Below are 13,970 nucleotides of genomic sequence, written 5' to 3'. Positions count from 1 at the left end.
TGGTCTTACTTTTGTAACACCACTATGGAATCGATATCGCGTGACGTAAGGTGAATGCAGGAGCCCCTCCCGCCAAAAGCGATGCTGCTCGAGCGACATCCGGGCGGAGGCCTATCGTGCGCTCGCGGCCTCCTCCGGAGCGACCTCGCTCGGCTCCCACGCCCCATCGAGAACGTGCGCCCACGAGGCGAGCAGCCCCGCCCGGTCCGGGACGGTCGGGTCCTCCACGTCGGGCAGGCCGTCCGGCTCAGCCACGTCAGAGCGGGCGGGCCGGGCAAACGCCTCGGCGGCAAGGCGCTCCTGGCACGCCTTCCCCGTCACGAAGTCGATCCAGGCGCGAGCCTGCCGGAGGTTCGCGCAGCCTGTCACGATTGCGGTGCACTCGCACGTCACGCAGGACCCCTCGCGGGGATAGACCGAATCGGGCGCGGGAGACTCGAGGAGACGGGCCTGCATGAGGCGCTGCTCTGACGTGAGCGCGACGGCGCGCTTCTCTCGCTCCGGAGCGTCGAGCACATCTCGCGCCGACACGAGGGCTCCGCCGGCCAGAAGATCTCTCGCATACTCCCACGGCGCGTCCGCGCTTTGCCCCGAGAGGCCTGAGACGATGCCCGCGAGGTGCGCGAGACCCCGCGCGCTCGTTGACGGGTCCTCCATCGCCACGGAGCCGACCACGCGCTCGTCGAGCAGCGCCTCGTAGCCCGTGACCTCGACGCCGTCCCCGGCGCCCTCCCCCACCGCTATCACGGCGACATCGCGCGTCACGGGCGTGATGCGTCCGCCGACGCTCCGGCAGCCCTCCCGCATTGCGGCGTTCTCGCCCGAGATGTATTCCTCGAGAAGGGCCTCTGACCCGGCATACCAGCTCGGGTCGGCACCCCACACCACATCGGGGGCAGGCTCGAGGGGGCTGCCCGCCCCCTCTGCGGAGTCGCCCCCATACCAGGAGAGCAGGTCCCCGTCCGAGCTGGACACGATGCGCACCGCAACGCCCGTCTCCTCCGTGAAGGCGGAGACCGCTGCGTTGACGAGCGTCTCCGAGCACGAGGTCCTGAGCACGAGCTTGCCGCCGAGCTTGCCCGCGAGGGGGTTCGTGGCGGCAGGCTCCGCACTCACGGCCCCGCCGTCACCGTCAGAGCATCCGACAAGCCCTGCCGCCGCGCACGCGGCGCCGAGCGCGAGCGACCCGAGCAGCGTCCTTCTCGACAGCACACGAGCCACGCCCTACAGCTCCTCCAGAATCTCGCGCATGACGCGCTGGACGGCGTGGTCGGAGTTTCGACCGATGACGCGCTGCCCGATCTGGCGCACGGCGTAGCGAGCGTTCTCCATGACGTAGGGGTGTCCCACGTAGCGCAGCATCGCGTAGTCGTTCATGGAGTCGCCGAAGGCCACCGCCTCGTCGGGACCGATGCCCCAGTAGCGCATGACCTGCTCGAGGCCCGTGGCCTTGTTCACGTGACGCGGGACCACGTCGATCCAGCGCGAGCCGCTCGGGAGGAACGTGAAGAACTCGGAGAGCTCGCGCTCGAGCACGTAGGCCATGTCCATGAGCTGGTCGGGATACTCGCAGCACAGGGCCGCCTTGATGATGCTCACGTCGGGCGAGGGCGGGTCGAAGAGGCGCTCGGCGTTGGGAAGGTCCTTGTCCAGCTCGCGGATGTAGGAGCTCTGGTCGTTGAGCAGGTAGGTGTGGGTGGCGTCGTAGAGAGCAAGATGCAGGCAGTCGAAGAGCTGCGTGGTCTCAAAGAGGCGCATCACCGAGAGGGTCGAGAAGACCTCGCGGTCGAGCAGGCGCCCGTCGGCGTAGACCTGGGTGCCGAGCGACGCGACGTAATCCATCTTGTCCGCCACGGGCTCGAAGAGCCAGCGCAGCGTGTCATAACGGCGGCCGGAGCTCGCCACAAAGCGCACGCCCTTCTCGGCGAGCGCCGAGATGAGCTCGTACGTCTCCTCAGGGACCTTAGAGTCGTCATCGAGCAGGGTTCCGTCCATGTCGGACGCGATGAGCTTGATCATGTGACCCCTTCCTGAAAACCTGACAGATGACCCTGTCACCTTTGTCATGAGAGAAACGCGGGCATCTCGCCCGCGCGGGCGGCGCGGGCGACCTCGAAGAGCGCGTCGGCGACGCCCTCGTCGGCGCTCGCCCCCACGCGATAGTTGGCGCAGCGCAGCACCTCGTCGGTGGCGTTTGCCACGGCGACGGAGTGGCGCACCTTGCTCAGGATGGCGAGGTCGTTCTCGGCGTCGCCGAAGACGGCGACCTCGTCGGACGTGATGTTCAGGGCGTCGAGAAGGACCTCGAGGCCGTCTGCCTTGGAGACGCCCTTGGGCAGCACGTCGAACCACTGAGGGATGGGCGAGACGATATCGACCTCCGGCACCGCCTCGGCGACGAGCGCGCGACAGCGGTCCATGCGCTCGGGCCCGCCCTTGCACGCGATGGTCGCGGCCACGAAGGGCTCGTCGGGCACCTCGTCGACCACGCCGCCGTTGAAGCTCGTCATTCCCTCGAAGACGGCAAGCTCGTCTGAGGTGGTGCCCACGCCATAGGCGGGGTTGAGGAGGTTGGTCTCGGCGGGGTAGCAGATGAGGAACATGCCCTCCTCGGGCCGCAGGACCTCGTCGATGCGCACGAGGACGTCGTGGTCGAAGGTCACGGTGCGGACGTACTCGCCGTCCACGCGGACGCGCTTGCCGTTGGAGAAGATGCCGGACATGAAGCACGACTCGTCCATGTTGAAGAAGCGCATCAGCTCCACGTAGTCGCGACCGGTCGCCGGGCCAAAGCGGACGCCGGTCTCCATCAGCTCGTGGATGGCCGCCGCGGTGCGGGCGCTCACGTGGCGCGCCCCCAGGGGGACGAGCGTGTTGTCCATGTCCGAAAGAACGAGCTTGATCACGCGATTACCTCCTAGGAACTGCTCGGCAGGACGTCGAAGCGGTCGATGCTCATGAGGATCTGCTCAAGGTCGACGAGCGCGCTCAGCCGTACGGCGTGGGAGCCGCCAACCCAGACGTCAAGGTCGCGATAGCCGGAGCCCTTGCGGAACCCCGCCCACTCCATGCGCTCGATCTGGTCGTAGCGAACCACGACGTCGTGCCCAACGAAGGGGGTGACGATCATGTGCCCCTCGAAGGTCGAGACCTTGTAGCGGGTGAGGACGAGCCAGAGGGTGAAGGTCGTCACGATGAACGCGTCAAAGAACGCGAGGACCTCGGGCGGGTCGGCGACAAACACGCTTGAGCTGCAGAGCCAGCCCAGGAAGAGCCCCATCGCCCCCATGAAGAGCATCGTGAGCACGAGCGACCTCGTGAAGGCCACGGGAACGACGTAGGTGTCGTGCCGGCTGTGATGGCGCTCCGTCATGCGCACGCTGCCGAGCTGCATGAGCGCGATCGAGGCGAGCGGCAGCGCCACGGCCACCGTCACGAGGACGCCGGGCCACATCCGCTACGCCACCGCCTCGGGGCCCGTCGCGAACTTGGCCACGAGCCGCTCGAGCAGGTCCACCGTCACCTCGAGGCTGCTCACGGGGATGAACTCCCGCACCGAGTGCGCGTTGTAGCCCCCCGTCGCGATGTTGGGGCAGGGCAGCCCGCGGAAGGTGAGCTGCGCCCCGTCGGTGCCGCCGCGGGCGGGCACCAGGACGGGCTCGATCCCGACCTCGCGGTTGGCCTCGAGGGCGTAGTCGACGAGGCAGCGGTCCTCGGGGCCGAACTTCTCGGCCATGTTGCGGTACTGCTCGCAGATGCTCACGGAGACGGTGCCCTCGCCGTAGCGGGCGTTGAGGAAGCCCGCCACGTCATGCATGGTCTTCTCGCGCCGTGCGAAGCCCTCGGCGTCGAAGTCGCGCAGGATGTAGGTGAGCGTGACCTCCGAGGCGGTGCCCTCGATGTCCGTGGGGTGGTAGTAGCCCTCGCGGCCCTCGGTATGCTCGGGGCGCTCCGCCGCCGGAATCATCCGCTGGTACTCGGCCGCCACGGTGATGGCGTTCACCATGACGTTCTTGGCGCTACCCGGATGGACCATCACGCCGCGTATGCGGACGGTGGCCTCGCTCGCGGAGAAGCACTCGAAGTTGAGCTCGCCGAGGGCCTCGCCATCGACGGTGTAGCCCCAGCGGGCGCCAAGCGCCTCGAGGTCGAGCAGCTCGGCGCCGTGGCCGATCTCCTCGTCCGGCACGAAGGCGGCCTTGATGGCGGGGTGCGGGAGCTCGGGGTTGCTCGCCAGGCGGGCAAGAAGCGCCATGATCTCCGCGACGCCCGCCTTGTCGTCCGCCGAGAGGAGCGTGGTGCCGTCAGAGCAGACGATGTCCTGGCCAACGAAGCGCTCGAGGTCAGGCACCTGATCGGGCGTGGTCTGGACCGGCTCTCCGTCAACGACGCCCGCGACGAGCGGGCCGCCCTCGTAGCGGACCACGTGCGGGCGGACCCCATGGGCTGGCGCGTCGGGCGACGAGTCGATGTGGGCGCAGAGCACGAGCGCGGGGAGCCCCTCGGCTCCGGCGGAGGCGTCCAGGACGCCCGTGACGTAGGCGTGCTCGTCCGCCGTCACGTCCCGGCACCCGATGGCGGCGAGGTCGTCCGCGAGCACGCGCGCCATGTCGTGCTGGCAGGGCGTCGAGGGCGTGACCCCGTCGTTGCCGGGGTCGGACGAAGAGTCAACCTGGACGTAGCGCATGAAGCGCTCGAGGACGTCTGACATGGGTTCTCCCAGGGGGTCGCGGCTTTTCACGCCTGCTAGTCTAGCGCAGGGGCGCCCGCGCCGCGTCAGCGCGCCGTAACTTCACGCCGACCCCGCCCCGGGCGGCGGCCGTTTTGCGTATGCTTCTGTGCAGGGCGACGGGAGGCGAGCATGAGGCGCAGCAACGAACGGCAGGAGGCGATTCGCTCGATCGTGCGCGGGCAGTCGGTCCGCACGCAGGGGGAGCTCGTGGAGGCGCTCGCCGAGCGGGGGTTCGCCTGCACGCAGTCGACCGTCTCGCGCGACGTCTCCGAGATGCACCTCCGGAAGCTCGCGGGCGGGCTCTACGTCCTCGAGGAGGACCTCAACCTGCAGCTCGTGCTCTCGGAGTTCGTGGTGGAGGCGAGAAGCGCCCCGGGGCAGAGCCTCGTGGTGGTGCTCACCCAGCCCGACACCGCCCCGAGCGTGGCGCGCGCCGTCGACGAGGCGCGCCTCGCGCACGTGCTCGGCACGGTCGCCGGCAGCGACACCGTGTTCGTGGCGACCGACTCCCCCGCCGGCGCGGACGAGGTCAGGGGCCTCGTCACCTCCCTCGCGGCGAGCGGCTAGCGCGGCCCCGAGGCTGCCTGACCGGCGATCGCGGCGAAGACCGGCGCGAGGTAGCGCCCCACGCCCGACTCGTCGCAGGAGGAGGTCAGGTGGTCGGCGACGGCCTTGACCTCGGGGGTCGCGTTGCCCATGGCCACGCCGTCCCCCGCGGCCTCGAGCATCGTGCGGTCGTTGTCGCCGTCACCGAAGGCGATGCACTCCCCCGCCGAGACTCCCAGGTGGTCGCAGAGCCAGCGCAGCCCCGCGCCCTTGTGCGCGGAGCGGTCGGTGATCTCGATGTTGCAGGGCAGCGACGAGGCGCGCCTGAGGGCGGGCTCGGAGTCGACGAGCTCGCAGACCGCGTCGCGGTCCTCGTCGCGCCAGTAGAAGACGTTCAGCCGGCACACGTCCCCGATGCGCGCGAGCTGGTCCTCGAGGCTCCCGTCGTACACGGTCCGCACCCCGCGGACGAACTCCTTGGTGGCGTCGCTGAGCTCGAGGCGGTCGATCAGCGGGTAGCGCTCGCGCTGCGTGTAGACGGTCCCGTCGGCGAAGAGGTCGAAGGTGATCGGGCGGTCGCGCAGCCTCCGGTAGAGGTCGAGCACCAGGTCCTTCTCGATGGTCACCTCGCGCAGGGTCCTCCCGGTGGCGACGTCGGCCACGACGGCGCCGTTTGCGCAGACGGCGTAGCGCACGCTGGGATGGCGGAGCAGCTCGGCCGGCAGGCCCGCGAGGTTGCGCCCGGTGCAGGGGACGAACATGACCCCCAGGGAGGCCGCCGCGTCGAGCGCGGACGCGTTCTCGGGCGAGATGGCCTTCTCGGAGTCGAGGAAGGTCCCGTCCATGTCGACGAACACGAGCTTAACCACTGCGTCTCCTTAGGTCGCTCGCCCCCTGGGTCACGAGAAGCGCACCCGGTCCGCAAACGTCACGCGGTTGGGCGGCTCCTTGCCGTCCTTGAAGGCGATGATGTTGTCGGCCACCACGTCGCCCATGCGCCGGTTGGCCTCGAGCGTCGCCGAGCCGATGTGCGGGGTCGTGAGGACGTTGGGCATCTCGAAGAACTTGGGCAGCGTCGGCGGCTCGTGCTCGTACACGTCCACCGCGTAGCCGCCCAGGTGGCCCGTGGTCAGCGCGCGCTCGAGGGCGGACTCGCGCACGATGCCCGCGCGCGCCGTGTTGATGAGCAGCGCCCCCTCCTTCATGCGGCGGAACTCGCGCGCGCCGAGGAGGTTGCGCGTGGCGGAGGTCAGCGGGGCGTGGATGGTGACCACGTCCGACTTCTCGAGCAGTTCGTCGAGGCTCGTGTAGAGCAGCCCGTAGTGGGAGGCCTCGTCGCGGCGGACGATGTCGTAGCCGAGGATGTCCATCCCAAAGCCCATGGCACGCGCGGCGACGGACATCCCGATCGCTCCCACGCCGATGATGCCGATGGTCTTGCCGTAGAGGCTCCGGCCGGGGATCTTGTTCCACACGCCGGACTTGAGCTGCGTGACGGTCTGCGTGATCATGCGCGCCAGGTCCAGGATGAGGGCGAAGGTGAGGTCCGCGGTCTCCTCCCGGTTTGCCCCGGGCGTGTTGGTGATCGTGATGCCGCGGCGCACGGCCTCGGCAAAGTCGATGCCGTCGAAGCCCGCGCCGTGGCGGGCGATGAGCTTGAGGTTGGGCAGCCGGTCGATGGTGGCGGCGTCCAGGTGGTCGTTGCCCAGGACGATGGCGTCGCAGTCGTAGGCGTAGTCGACGATCTCGTCGCCGGTGAGCGGGCGGCCGTACGGGTTGACGCGCACCGTGCACCCCGCGGCCTCGAGCCGCGCGAGCGCGCTGGTGTCGAAGATGCCAAACGTCGCAGCGCACGACGCAACCACGAACGCGTCCGCCACGTCGTGCCCCCTTCCAAAATGTGTAGTGACTGGAGGGTATTTTACCCCCCGGTCGCGGAACATTTCCCGCGGGCAGGCGTTTCGACGGGATGCACAGAGCCGGGCGACGCCATCTCCCAAGACGCCGCCCGGCCTGGGCAAGGGCCGGCTGTCCGGCCTACTCGATAACGGCGCCCGTCTTAGCGGAGCTGACCTGCTTGGCGTAGCGGGCCAGCAGGTGGCCGCCGTTCTCGTGGATGACGGGCTTCCAGCCCTGCTTGCGGCGAGCGAACTCCTCGTCGGAGACCTCGACCTCGATGAGGTTGCGGGTGAGGTCGATGTTGATCTTGTCGCCGTTCTCGACGAGCGCGATCGGCGCGCCGTCGAAGGCCTCGGGGCAGAGGTAGCCCACCGAGAGGCCGCCGGAGGCGCCGGAGAAGCGCCCGTCGGTGATGACGGCGGAGTCGGGGATGCCCTTCATGATCTCCGTGACGCGGTGGAGCTCCTTCATGCCGGGGCCGCCCTTGGGGCCCTCGTAGCGGATGATCACGCCCGTACCCGGCTTGATGGCGTGGGCGTTGTAGGCCTCGAAGGCCTCCTCCTCGGAGTCGAAGACCATCGCGGTGCCGCTCCAGACGTGCTGCTCGGCGGGGACGGCGCTCGTCTTGACGAGCGCGCCCTCGGGGGCCAGGTTGCCGTAGAGCACCTGGATGCCGTTGGCCACCGACGCGGGGTCGTCCTGGGTGCGGATGACCGAGCGGTCGCAGCGCAGCACCGAGGTCTCGAGGTTCTCGGCGAGCGTCTTGCCCGTGACCGTCATGACCGAGGTGTCCAGGTCGCCCGAGATGGTCTGAAGGACGGCGGGGATGCCGCCGGCCTTGTACAGGTTCACGCAGGAGATGTCGCCGTTGGGCACCACGTTGCAGATGACGGGCGTCTTTGACGTGATCTCCGCGACCTGCGCCCACGTGCACTCGAGCCCCAGCTCGGCGGCGAGCGCCGGAAGGTGGATGAGGGCGTTGAGCGAGCCGCCGATGGAGGCGAGCAGCTTGACGGTGTTGTCGATCGCCGCCTGCGTCATGATGTCGGACGGCTTGATGCCGCGACGGACGAGGTCGACAACGGCCGCGCCGGTCTGGCGGGCCGAGAAGCGCCGCTGGCTCGTGGACGACGGCCACAGCGCGCCGTTGGGCAGCATCATGCCGAGGCCCTCGGTCAGGCAGCCCATGGTGTTGGCGGTGCCCAGGAAGGGGCAGACGCCGGGGCCGGTGTAGTAGCGCAGGGTGCCCTCGATGACGTCGCGCTCGGTGGCCTCGCCGGCCAGGAAGCGGGCGCGCAGGGCCTTGGACTCGGACGGCTTGATCTCGTCGTAGCACGGGCCGCAGGTCACGAGCGCCGAGGGCAGGTCGATGCGAGCCGCCGCCATGAGCATGGCGGGGATAATCTTGTCGCAGCTGCCGAGGTAGACCACGCCGTCGAAGCAGCCCTCGCCCACGATCATAGCCTCGCAGGAGTCCGCGATGATCTCGCGGTGCGGCAGGCAGTAGCGCATGCCCGCGTGGCCCTGCGCGATGCCGTCGCACATGCCGATGGTGTTGAACTCGATCGGCTCTCCGCCGGCCTCAAGCACGCCCTTCTTGACCTCCTCGGCCAGCTTCTTGAGCGGCTCGTGGCCCGGGCAGACCTCGTTCCAGCTGTTGGCGATGGCGATGAGGGGCTTGTCGGGGTTCTCGAGCGAGTCCACGGCAACGCCGGCGGCCGCGAGGTGGGCCTTTGAGATAGCGCGCTGGAAGGGCTCCAGCTTGTCGATTGCACGTTCCATGGTTTCCCCCCTCTGGGTATGTGGCGGGCGCCGCCGGTCGACGGCACCCGCCACCTCAAACGAGATGGGCGACTACTCCATCTCCTCGTACTCTGCGGCGTAGGCCTCGATCTTCTCCATGCCGATCTTCTTCTCGACGAGGAACCAGACGGCGACGAAGATGACGACGGCAACCGGAACGAGGATGATCGCGTTCTCGGAGACGCAGGTCCAGAAGACGATCGCGGTCTGCGTGAGCGACGGGCCGGCCATGGAGGCGATCTGGCCGTCGAAGGTCAGGCCGGTGGAGGTGGCCAGGTCCGTGAGGTACGGGGCGGCGAAGGTGCCGGCGTACAGGATTGCGGCCATCACGGGGATGGAGATGAGGATCGAGCGGAACACGTTGCCGCGGCACAGGGCCACGACGAGGGCCACGCGGAAGGTGACGACGGAGAGGTCCGCGAGCGGCATCATGCGGTTGCCCGGCAGGACGAAGGCGAGCAGGATCGTGACCGGGATCATGATGAGGGCCGTGGTGATGACCTCGGGGTTGCCCACGACGACCGCGGCGTCGAGGCCGATGGAGAGCGACTGGCCGCCGAAGTGCTTGGTCGTGAACTTCTGGGCGCCGTCGGAGATGGGCATGAGGCCCTCGACGAACATGGCGGTCATCTTGGGCATGAGGACCATGACGGCGGCGACGTTGACGCCCGTGAGGAAGATCTGGTCGATGGGCATGAGGGCGAGCGCACCCATGGCGCAGCCCAGGATCAGACCGAGCATCATCGGGTCACCGAAGATGCCGAGGTACTTCTGGACGCCCTTGATCGAGACGTTGACCTTGTTGAGGCCGGGGATGCGGTCGATCACCCAGTTGAGCGGGGCGGCGATGATGATCGAGGACGTATAGGAGATCGTCGGGAGCGTGACGTCAGGGATGCCGAAGAAGTGCTCGATCAAAGGAGACGTCCAGTCGGCGAACTTGAGCGTCATGACGGCGGTGAAGGCCGTGGCGACGAGGGCCCAGACGATGTTGTTGGTCACGAAGAAGACCAGGATGCCGGCGATCATCATGTGGTGGTAGTTCCAGATGTCGACGTCCATCGTCTTGGTGAGCTTGAGGACCAGCATGAGGATGTTGATGCCGAGGATCTCAAAGACCAGGAAGGCGACGATCGGGGAGGCCCAGGTGACCGACGAGATGGCGCCCCAGCCCACGTCGGTGACGTCGAGGTTGAGGCCGAAGTTGGCGACCATGGCGCTCGCGGCCGGGGAGACCGCGGACTTGAGCAGGTTCACGAGCAGGTTGATGCCCACGAAGCCGCAGGTGATGGTGATGCCGCTCTTGAACGCCTTGCCGATGTTCATGCGGAACACGAGGCCGATGATCGTGATGATAATCGGCAGCATGACGTAGGCGCCCGCGTTGATGAGCGCCTGGAAGACAGTGCTGACTGTCTCGAGGAATGCGTCCATGCCTTTCCTTTCTTACTTGGTACGGTCGAGAGACGCGCCGCGAGGCCCGCGGCGCGCCGGCGGACGGCCCGCGGAGCCGCTAGTCCTTGAGCGCCTCGACGATCTTATCGAGCGTCGCCTGCTCGTTGATGCCGGTCAGGAGCGCGATCGCCATGATGATCGGGGTCTTGACGTCGGCGTCCTTGAACTTGCCGGAGGTGACCACGAGGTCGTAGTCGTTGGCCTTGTCGTGGAGCTCGAGCATCTTGCACTGGGTGACCTGGATGGCCACGCCGTGATCGGCGCAGTAGTCCTTGATCTTGGCAGCCACGACGGTGGAGGTGGCGACGCCGTTTCCACAGGCCACGAGAACACGCTTTGCCATTTTTGTTCCTTCCTCTCTAAGGAGCTCTCAGCGCGCCCCTGCGGCGCGCCGCTGACCATGGTGGGAGGGGTGGCTAGACGAGCAGCGCCCCGGCGAGCGAGAAGACCTCGTCGGCGCCCTTGGCCGCGATGACCTTGCCGACGAGCTCCTGGTCCTGGACGAAGGCGATCACCTTCTGGAGCATCTCGAGGTGGGCGTGAGCCTCGGTGAGGGCGAGCATGCACACGACGGAGACCTTGCACGTCTCGTCGGGCTCGTCCATCTTGTGCCAGTCGACGGGGTGAGCGAGGACGCCCATGCACATGGCGGCCTTGTTCACGTTCACGACGTCGCAGTGCGGGATGGCCACGTTCAGGCCGCCCATGTCGAGCGCGGTGGGAAAGTTCGCCTCGCGGTCCACGATGGCCTGGGCGTAGGTGTCCTTCACGTAGCCCTGGCCCTCGAGGACGGCCGCCAGGCGGCGCTCGACGTCCTCGCAGGAAAGGCCTTCCTCGTCGATGCGGACGACGAGCGAGCTGTCGAAGCTCAGATCTGCCATGCTCTTCTCTCCTTCTCTTGCTTGCTGCGCGACCGCGGGTGCGGCCGCCTACCAGACGACGCTCTCCTCGAGCCTCCTGACGGAGGCGGCGAGGTTGGCCGCGTCGCATGCCTCGATGTCAGCCGGGTCGAAGATGCCCGAGCCGATGCCGGCATAGGTGGCGCCCTTGTCGAAGTAGGACTGGACGTTGTCGACGTTCACGCCGCCCACGACCATGAGGGGGAGCTTCCCGAGCGGGGCCTGGACGGCCTTGATGTAGTCGGGGCCGAGCTGGCCGGCGGGGAAGACCTTCACGATGTCGGCGCCCATGTCGATCATCTGCTGGATCTCGGTGGGGCTGAAGGCGGCGGGAACGGTGATGACGCCCGCCTCGCGGGCGAGCGAGAAGATCTCGGGGGTGAACATGATCGGCGAGAGCATGAACTCGGCGCCCGCGTCGATGGCGCGACGGGCGATCTCGGCGTTCTTCACCGTTCCGGCGCCCACGTGGACCTCCGTGCCGAACTCCTTGCGCGCCGCGGCGATGGACTCCATCGCGTGCGGGGAGTTGCTTGCCACCTCAATGGAGTTGACCCTCGTGCCCACCAGCTGCTCCACGACGCTCAGGACCTGCTTGGTCTCGTAGCCGCGAAGGATGACGGTCACCTTGGGAAGAACGAGCTCGCTCATGCCTGCCTCCTCTGTCCGCTTACGTCGCCCTGATTCTATATCTGCATATTCTTCTTTCAAAACTGAGCTGTTCTACACATTTTTTGCATATGGGCTCATCGCCTGAAATACCGCGGAGAAGAACCTCAGAAGCTGCCTCTTTCGTTAATTCGCTCAGAATGCAGCGCATTTTCAGGCCTGTTACCAGCAGATTATTTATGTTGATTACAATCTTTGGTATGATGGGTGGGGAGGGCCCATACAAGGGCACCGCGCACCCTCCTGTTGTTCTTCTCCATTTTGAATTGGATATTTTTTCAGTTATCTTGCATATTATTAGCTTTAGCGAAACAATTCTCCTTGTTTTCTCCATATTTTTGCGCGAGAATGCCGCCATCGGGAGCGCCTACGACAGGAGCAGACATGGAGTTTGGGTCCACGCTCGCCAAGTTGCGCGAGGGACGCGGCTGGTCGCAAGCCAAGCTGGCCGAGAGGGCCGGCGTAAGCCAGGAGAGCGTCGCCGCGTGGGAGAGCGGCAGGGAGTTCCCCGCCCAGGAGCAGCTCCTCGCGCTCGCCATGGCCCTCAAGGTGAAGATCGGCCGCCTCATCGAGGGGGACGAGGAGCTCATGGTCAAGGTCATCGAGGGCACGGACACCTACGAGACGGCCGTCATGGGCGTCATCTCGGTGGTCACCGCGGCATGCGCGCTCGTGCTCGTCGCCCTTTCCCACACCGACCCCGGCGGGCTCGAGATCGCCGTGCGCGTCACCGAGGCCATCCTCGTCGTCGGGCTGCTCGCCCTCGTCTGGCAGCGCCGCAGCCCGCGCGCGCTGCGAGCCAAGGCGTTCCGCGACGCGCTCGAGGCCGCCGACGGCTCGCAGACCGCCTTCGTCCTCAAGCGCAAGGCGGGCCGCAACACCGGCAACACCATCATGCAGTTCGTGCTCGGCGCGATCATCGCCGTCACGCTCATCGTCCTTCTCGGCATCATCGTGCCCGAGTCGCGGCTGCCCTGGGTGATGCTGTAGGCTGGCCTGCAGGCGGCCTCAGACGAGAAGCGGCTCGAGGTAGCGTGCCACGCCGGCCAGCTCGCAGCGCGGCGCCACGTGACGGGCGTGCGCCTTGACCTCAGGCGACGCGTTCTCCATGGCAACCGCGTCGCCCGCGACGTCGAGCATGGCGACGTCGTTTCCCGAGTCGCCAAAGGCGACGGTGTCGGCAACGTCGACGCCCAGGCGCTCGCAGAGCCACACGAGCGCCGTCCCCTTGGTCGCCTCCACACTCGTGACCTCGACGTTCATCGGGATCGACGAGGCGCAGAAGAGCTCGGGGCGCGCCTCGACGGCGTCCCACGTCACCCTGCGGCCGCGCTCGTCCCCAAACAGGACGTTGACGCGGCAGATCGTGGGGATGCGCTCGATGAGCTCCTCGGTGTCGCAGTCGACGAAGGTGCGCTGGGAGACCACCATGCGACGTGTTGCCTCGGTCATCTCAATCTGGTTGTAGAGCGACAGGTGCTCGCGCGAGGCGAAGACCCCCTCGGGCGTGAAGAGGTCGAAGGTGACCCGCTGGTCGCGGACGTCCTCGTAGAGCGAGCGGACGAGCTCCTTGGCAATGGGGACCTCGCGGATGATCTCGCCCGAGCGGACGTCGTAGACGAGCGCTCCCCCGCCGCAGACAGCGTAGCGCACGGACGGATGGGTGACGAGCTCGCGGGGGACGCCCCGCAGGCTGCGGCCGGTGCAGGGGACGAACTGGACCCCGCGCTCGGCGGCGACGTCGAGGATGCGGAGGTTGTCTCGCGGGATGGTCTTGTCGGGGCCCACGAACGTGTCGTCCATGTCGATGAAGACCAGTCTGACCACAGCGCCCCCCCTTCCAGGCTCCCATGATAGCGCGTGCGGGTTATGGACGGTTTCGGGCCGGAAGGCGTCCGCGGCACGCACGCGTTTCGGGTTGGTGCGGGTTGCAGTCGGTTTCGGGCCGGAAGGCGTCCATAACCCGC

Annotated in this window: 16 protein-coding genes; 2 read left to right on the top strand and 14 right to left on the bottom strand. The window is 67.5% G+C overall.

Going from position 1 to position 13,970, the window contains the following annotated elements:
• Positions 1-111: 111 nt before the first annotated feature.
• From BQ7391_RS03875 to pepT, 5 genes are read right to left on the bottom strand one after another with little or no spacing between them, the layout of a single operon-like run.
• Complete coding sequence (locus tag BQ7391_RS03875) at positions 112-1,221, bottom strand: extracellular solute-binding protein (protein ID WP_083662079.1); 1,110 nt, start codon at positions 1,219-1,221, stop codon at positions 112-114.
• A gap of 3 nt (positions 1,222-1,224) precedes the next feature.
• Positions 1,225-2,019, bottom strand: coding sequence for an HAD family hydrolase (locus BQ7391_RS03870; protein WP_075279379.1), 795 nt, complete (start codon positions 2,017-2,019; stop codon positions 1,225-1,227).
• Positions 2,020-2,063: 44 nt separating this feature from the next.
• Positions 2,064-2,906: an HAD family hydrolase gene (locus BQ7391_RS03865; RefSeq protein WP_075279378.1), complete on the bottom strand. Its 843-nt coding sequence runs from the start codon at positions 2,904-2,906 to the stop codon at positions 2,064-2,066.
• A gap of 11 nt (positions 2,907-2,917) precedes the next feature.
• On the bottom strand, positions 2,918-3,454 hold the full coding sequence (locus tag BQ7391_RS03860; RefSeq protein ID WP_075279377.1) for a hypothetical protein: 537 nt from the start codon (positions 3,452-3,454) through the stop codon (positions 2,918-2,920).
• 3 nt (positions 3,455-3,457) lie between these two features.
• Complete coding sequence (pepT, locus tag BQ7391_RS03855) at positions 3,458-4,711, bottom strand: peptidase T (RefSeq protein WP_075279376.1); 1,254 nt, start codon at positions 4,709-4,711, stop codon at positions 3,458-3,460.
• 150 nt (positions 4,712-4,861) lie between these two features.
• On the opposite strand from pepT, the gene BQ7391_RS03850 reads away from it, so the two are divergent.
• On the top strand, positions 4,862-5,299 hold the full coding sequence (locus tag BQ7391_RS03850) for an arginine repressor (RefSeq protein WP_075279375.1): 438 nt from the start codon (positions 4,862-4,864) through the stop codon (positions 5,297-5,299).
• Here the strand turns inward: BQ7391_RS03850 and BQ7391_RS03845 are convergent.
• The 8 genes from BQ7391_RS03845 to BQ7391_RS12130 all read right to left on the bottom strand — a co-directional run bounded on the left by BQ7391_RS03845 (position 5,296) and on the right by BQ7391_RS12130 (position 12,361).
• A complete protein-coding gene (locus tag BQ7391_RS03845) occupies positions 5,296-6,147 on the bottom strand; it encodes a Cof-type HAD-IIB family hydrolase (RefSeq protein ID WP_083662078.1) in 852 nt (283 codons plus the stop codon). The two genes, BQ7391_RS03850 and BQ7391_RS03845, sit on opposite strands and share 4 nt — an antisense overlap.
• 30 nt (positions 6,148-6,177) lie before the next feature.
• Entirely contained in the window at positions 6,178-7,158 is a 981-nt protein-coding gene (locus tag BQ7391_RS03840) for a phosphoglycerate dehydrogenase (protein WP_083662077.1), read from the bottom strand.
• A gap of 157 nt (positions 7,159-7,315) precedes the next feature.
• Entirely contained in the window at positions 7,316-8,959 is a 1,644-nt protein-coding gene (gene ilvD, locus BQ7391_RS03835; RefSeq protein ID WP_075279374.1) for a dihydroxy-acid dehydratase, read from the bottom strand.
• Between the two features lie 72 nt (positions 8,960-9,031).
• On the bottom strand, positions 9,032-10,414 hold the full coding sequence (locus BQ7391_RS03830) for a PTS galactitol transporter subunit IIC (RefSeq protein WP_075279373.1): 1,383 nt from the start codon (positions 10,412-10,414) through the stop codon (positions 9,032-9,034).
• 79 nt (positions 10,415-10,493) lie between these two features.
• Positions 10,494-10,778 carry a PTS sugar transporter subunit IIB gene (locus BQ7391_RS03825; protein WP_072374520.1) on the bottom strand — a complete coding sequence of 95 codons (285 nt, stop codon included), beginning with the start codon at positions 10,776-10,778 and terminating at the stop codon, positions 10,494-10,496.
• Between the two features lie 73 nt (positions 10,779-10,851).
• Positions 10,852-11,316: a PTS sugar transporter subunit IIA gene (locus BQ7391_RS03820; protein ID WP_075279372.1), complete on the bottom strand. Its 465-nt coding sequence runs from the start codon at positions 11,314-11,316 to the stop codon at positions 10,852-10,854.
• A gap of 48 nt (positions 11,317-11,364) precedes the next feature.
• The gene (locus BQ7391_RS03815) at positions 11,365-11,985 is read right to left on the bottom strand and encodes a bifunctional 4-hydroxy-2-oxoglutarate aldolase/2-dehydro-3-deoxy-phosphogluconate aldolase (protein ID WP_075279371.1); all 621 of its coding nucleotides are present in this window, start codon (positions 11,983-11,985) and stop codon (positions 11,365-11,367) included.
• 19 nt (positions 11,986-12,004) lie between these two features.
• Positions 12,005-12,361, bottom strand: a complete 357-nt coding sequence (locus BQ7391_RS12130) for a hypothetical protein (protein WP_129583905.1) — start codon at positions 12,359-12,361, stop codon at positions 12,005-12,007.
• A 26-nt stretch (positions 12,362-12,387) separates the two neighbouring features.
• Between BQ7391_RS12130 and BQ7391_RS03810 the strand changes: the two genes are divergently transcribed.
• Positions 12,388-12,993 carry a helix-turn-helix domain-containing protein gene (locus BQ7391_RS03810; protein WP_072374514.1) on the top strand — a complete coding sequence of 202 codons (606 nt, stop codon included), beginning with the start codon at positions 12,388-12,390 and terminating at the stop codon, positions 12,991-12,993.
• Between the two features lie 18 nt (positions 12,994-13,011).
• Here BQ7391_RS03810 and BQ7391_RS03805 read toward each other — a convergent pair whose 3' ends face one another.
• Entirely contained in the window at positions 13,012-13,830 is an 819-nt protein-coding gene (locus BQ7391_RS03805) for an HAD family hydrolase (protein WP_075279370.1), read from the bottom strand.
• Between the last annotated feature and the right edge of the window lie 140 nt (positions 13,831-13,970).

Source organism: Thermophilibacter provencensis (assembly GCF_900128445.1).
GTDB lineage: Bacteria > Actinomycetota > Coriobacteriia > Coriobacteriales > Atopobiaceae > Thermophilibacter > Thermophilibacter provencensis.
This window is presented reverse-complemented; position numbering and strand designations above follow the sequence as displayed.

What these genes read in the sequence shown, in the direction of transcription:
- BQ7391_RS03870 (WP_075279379.1), bottom strand. Translation starts at nt 2,019, where the DNA reads ATGATCAAGCTCATCGCGTCCGACATGGACGGAACCCTGCTCGATGAC.
- BQ7391_RS03860 (WP_075279377.1), bottom strand. Translation starts at nt 3,454, where the DNA reads ATGTGGCCCGGCGTCCTCGTGACGGTGGCCGTGGCGCTGCCGCTCGCC.
- pepT (WP_075279376.1), bottom strand. Translation starts at nt 4,711, where the DNA reads ATGTCAGACGTCCTCGAGCGCTTCATGCGCTACGTCCAGGTTGACTCT.
- BQ7391_RS03850 (WP_075279375.1), top strand. Translation starts at nt 4,862, where the DNA reads ATGAGGCGCAGCAACGAACGGCAGGAGGCGATTCGCTCGATCGTGCGC.
- ilvD (WP_075279374.1), bottom strand. Translation starts at nt 8,959, where the DNA reads ATGGAACGTGCAATCGACAAGCTGGAGCCCTTCCAGCGCGCTATCTCA.
- BQ7391_RS03830 (WP_075279373.1), bottom strand. Translation starts at nt 10,414, where the DNA reads ATGGACGCATTCCTCGAGACAGTCAGCACTGTCTTCCAGGCGCTCATC.
- BQ7391_RS03825 (WP_072374520.1), bottom strand. Translation starts at nt 10,778, where the DNA reads ATGGCAAAGCGTGTTCTCGTGGCCTGTGGAAACGGCGTCGCCACCTCC.
- BQ7391_RS03820 (WP_075279372.1), bottom strand. Translation starts at nt 11,316, where the DNA reads ATGGCAGATCTGAGCTTCGACAGCTCGCTCGTCGTCCGCATCGACGAG.
- BQ7391_RS03815 (WP_075279371.1), bottom strand. Translation starts at nt 11,985, where the DNA reads ATGAGCGAGCTCGTTCTTCCCAAGGTGACCGTCATCCTTCGCGGCTAC.
- BQ7391_RS12130 (WP_129583905.1), bottom strand. Translation starts at nt 12,361, where the DNA reads ATGGCGGCATTCTCGCGCAAAAATATGGAGAAAACAAGGAGAATTGTT.
- BQ7391_RS03810 (WP_072374514.1), top strand. Translation starts at nt 12,388, where the DNA reads ATGGAGTTTGGGTCCACGCTCGCCAAGTTGCGCGAGGGACGCGGCTGG.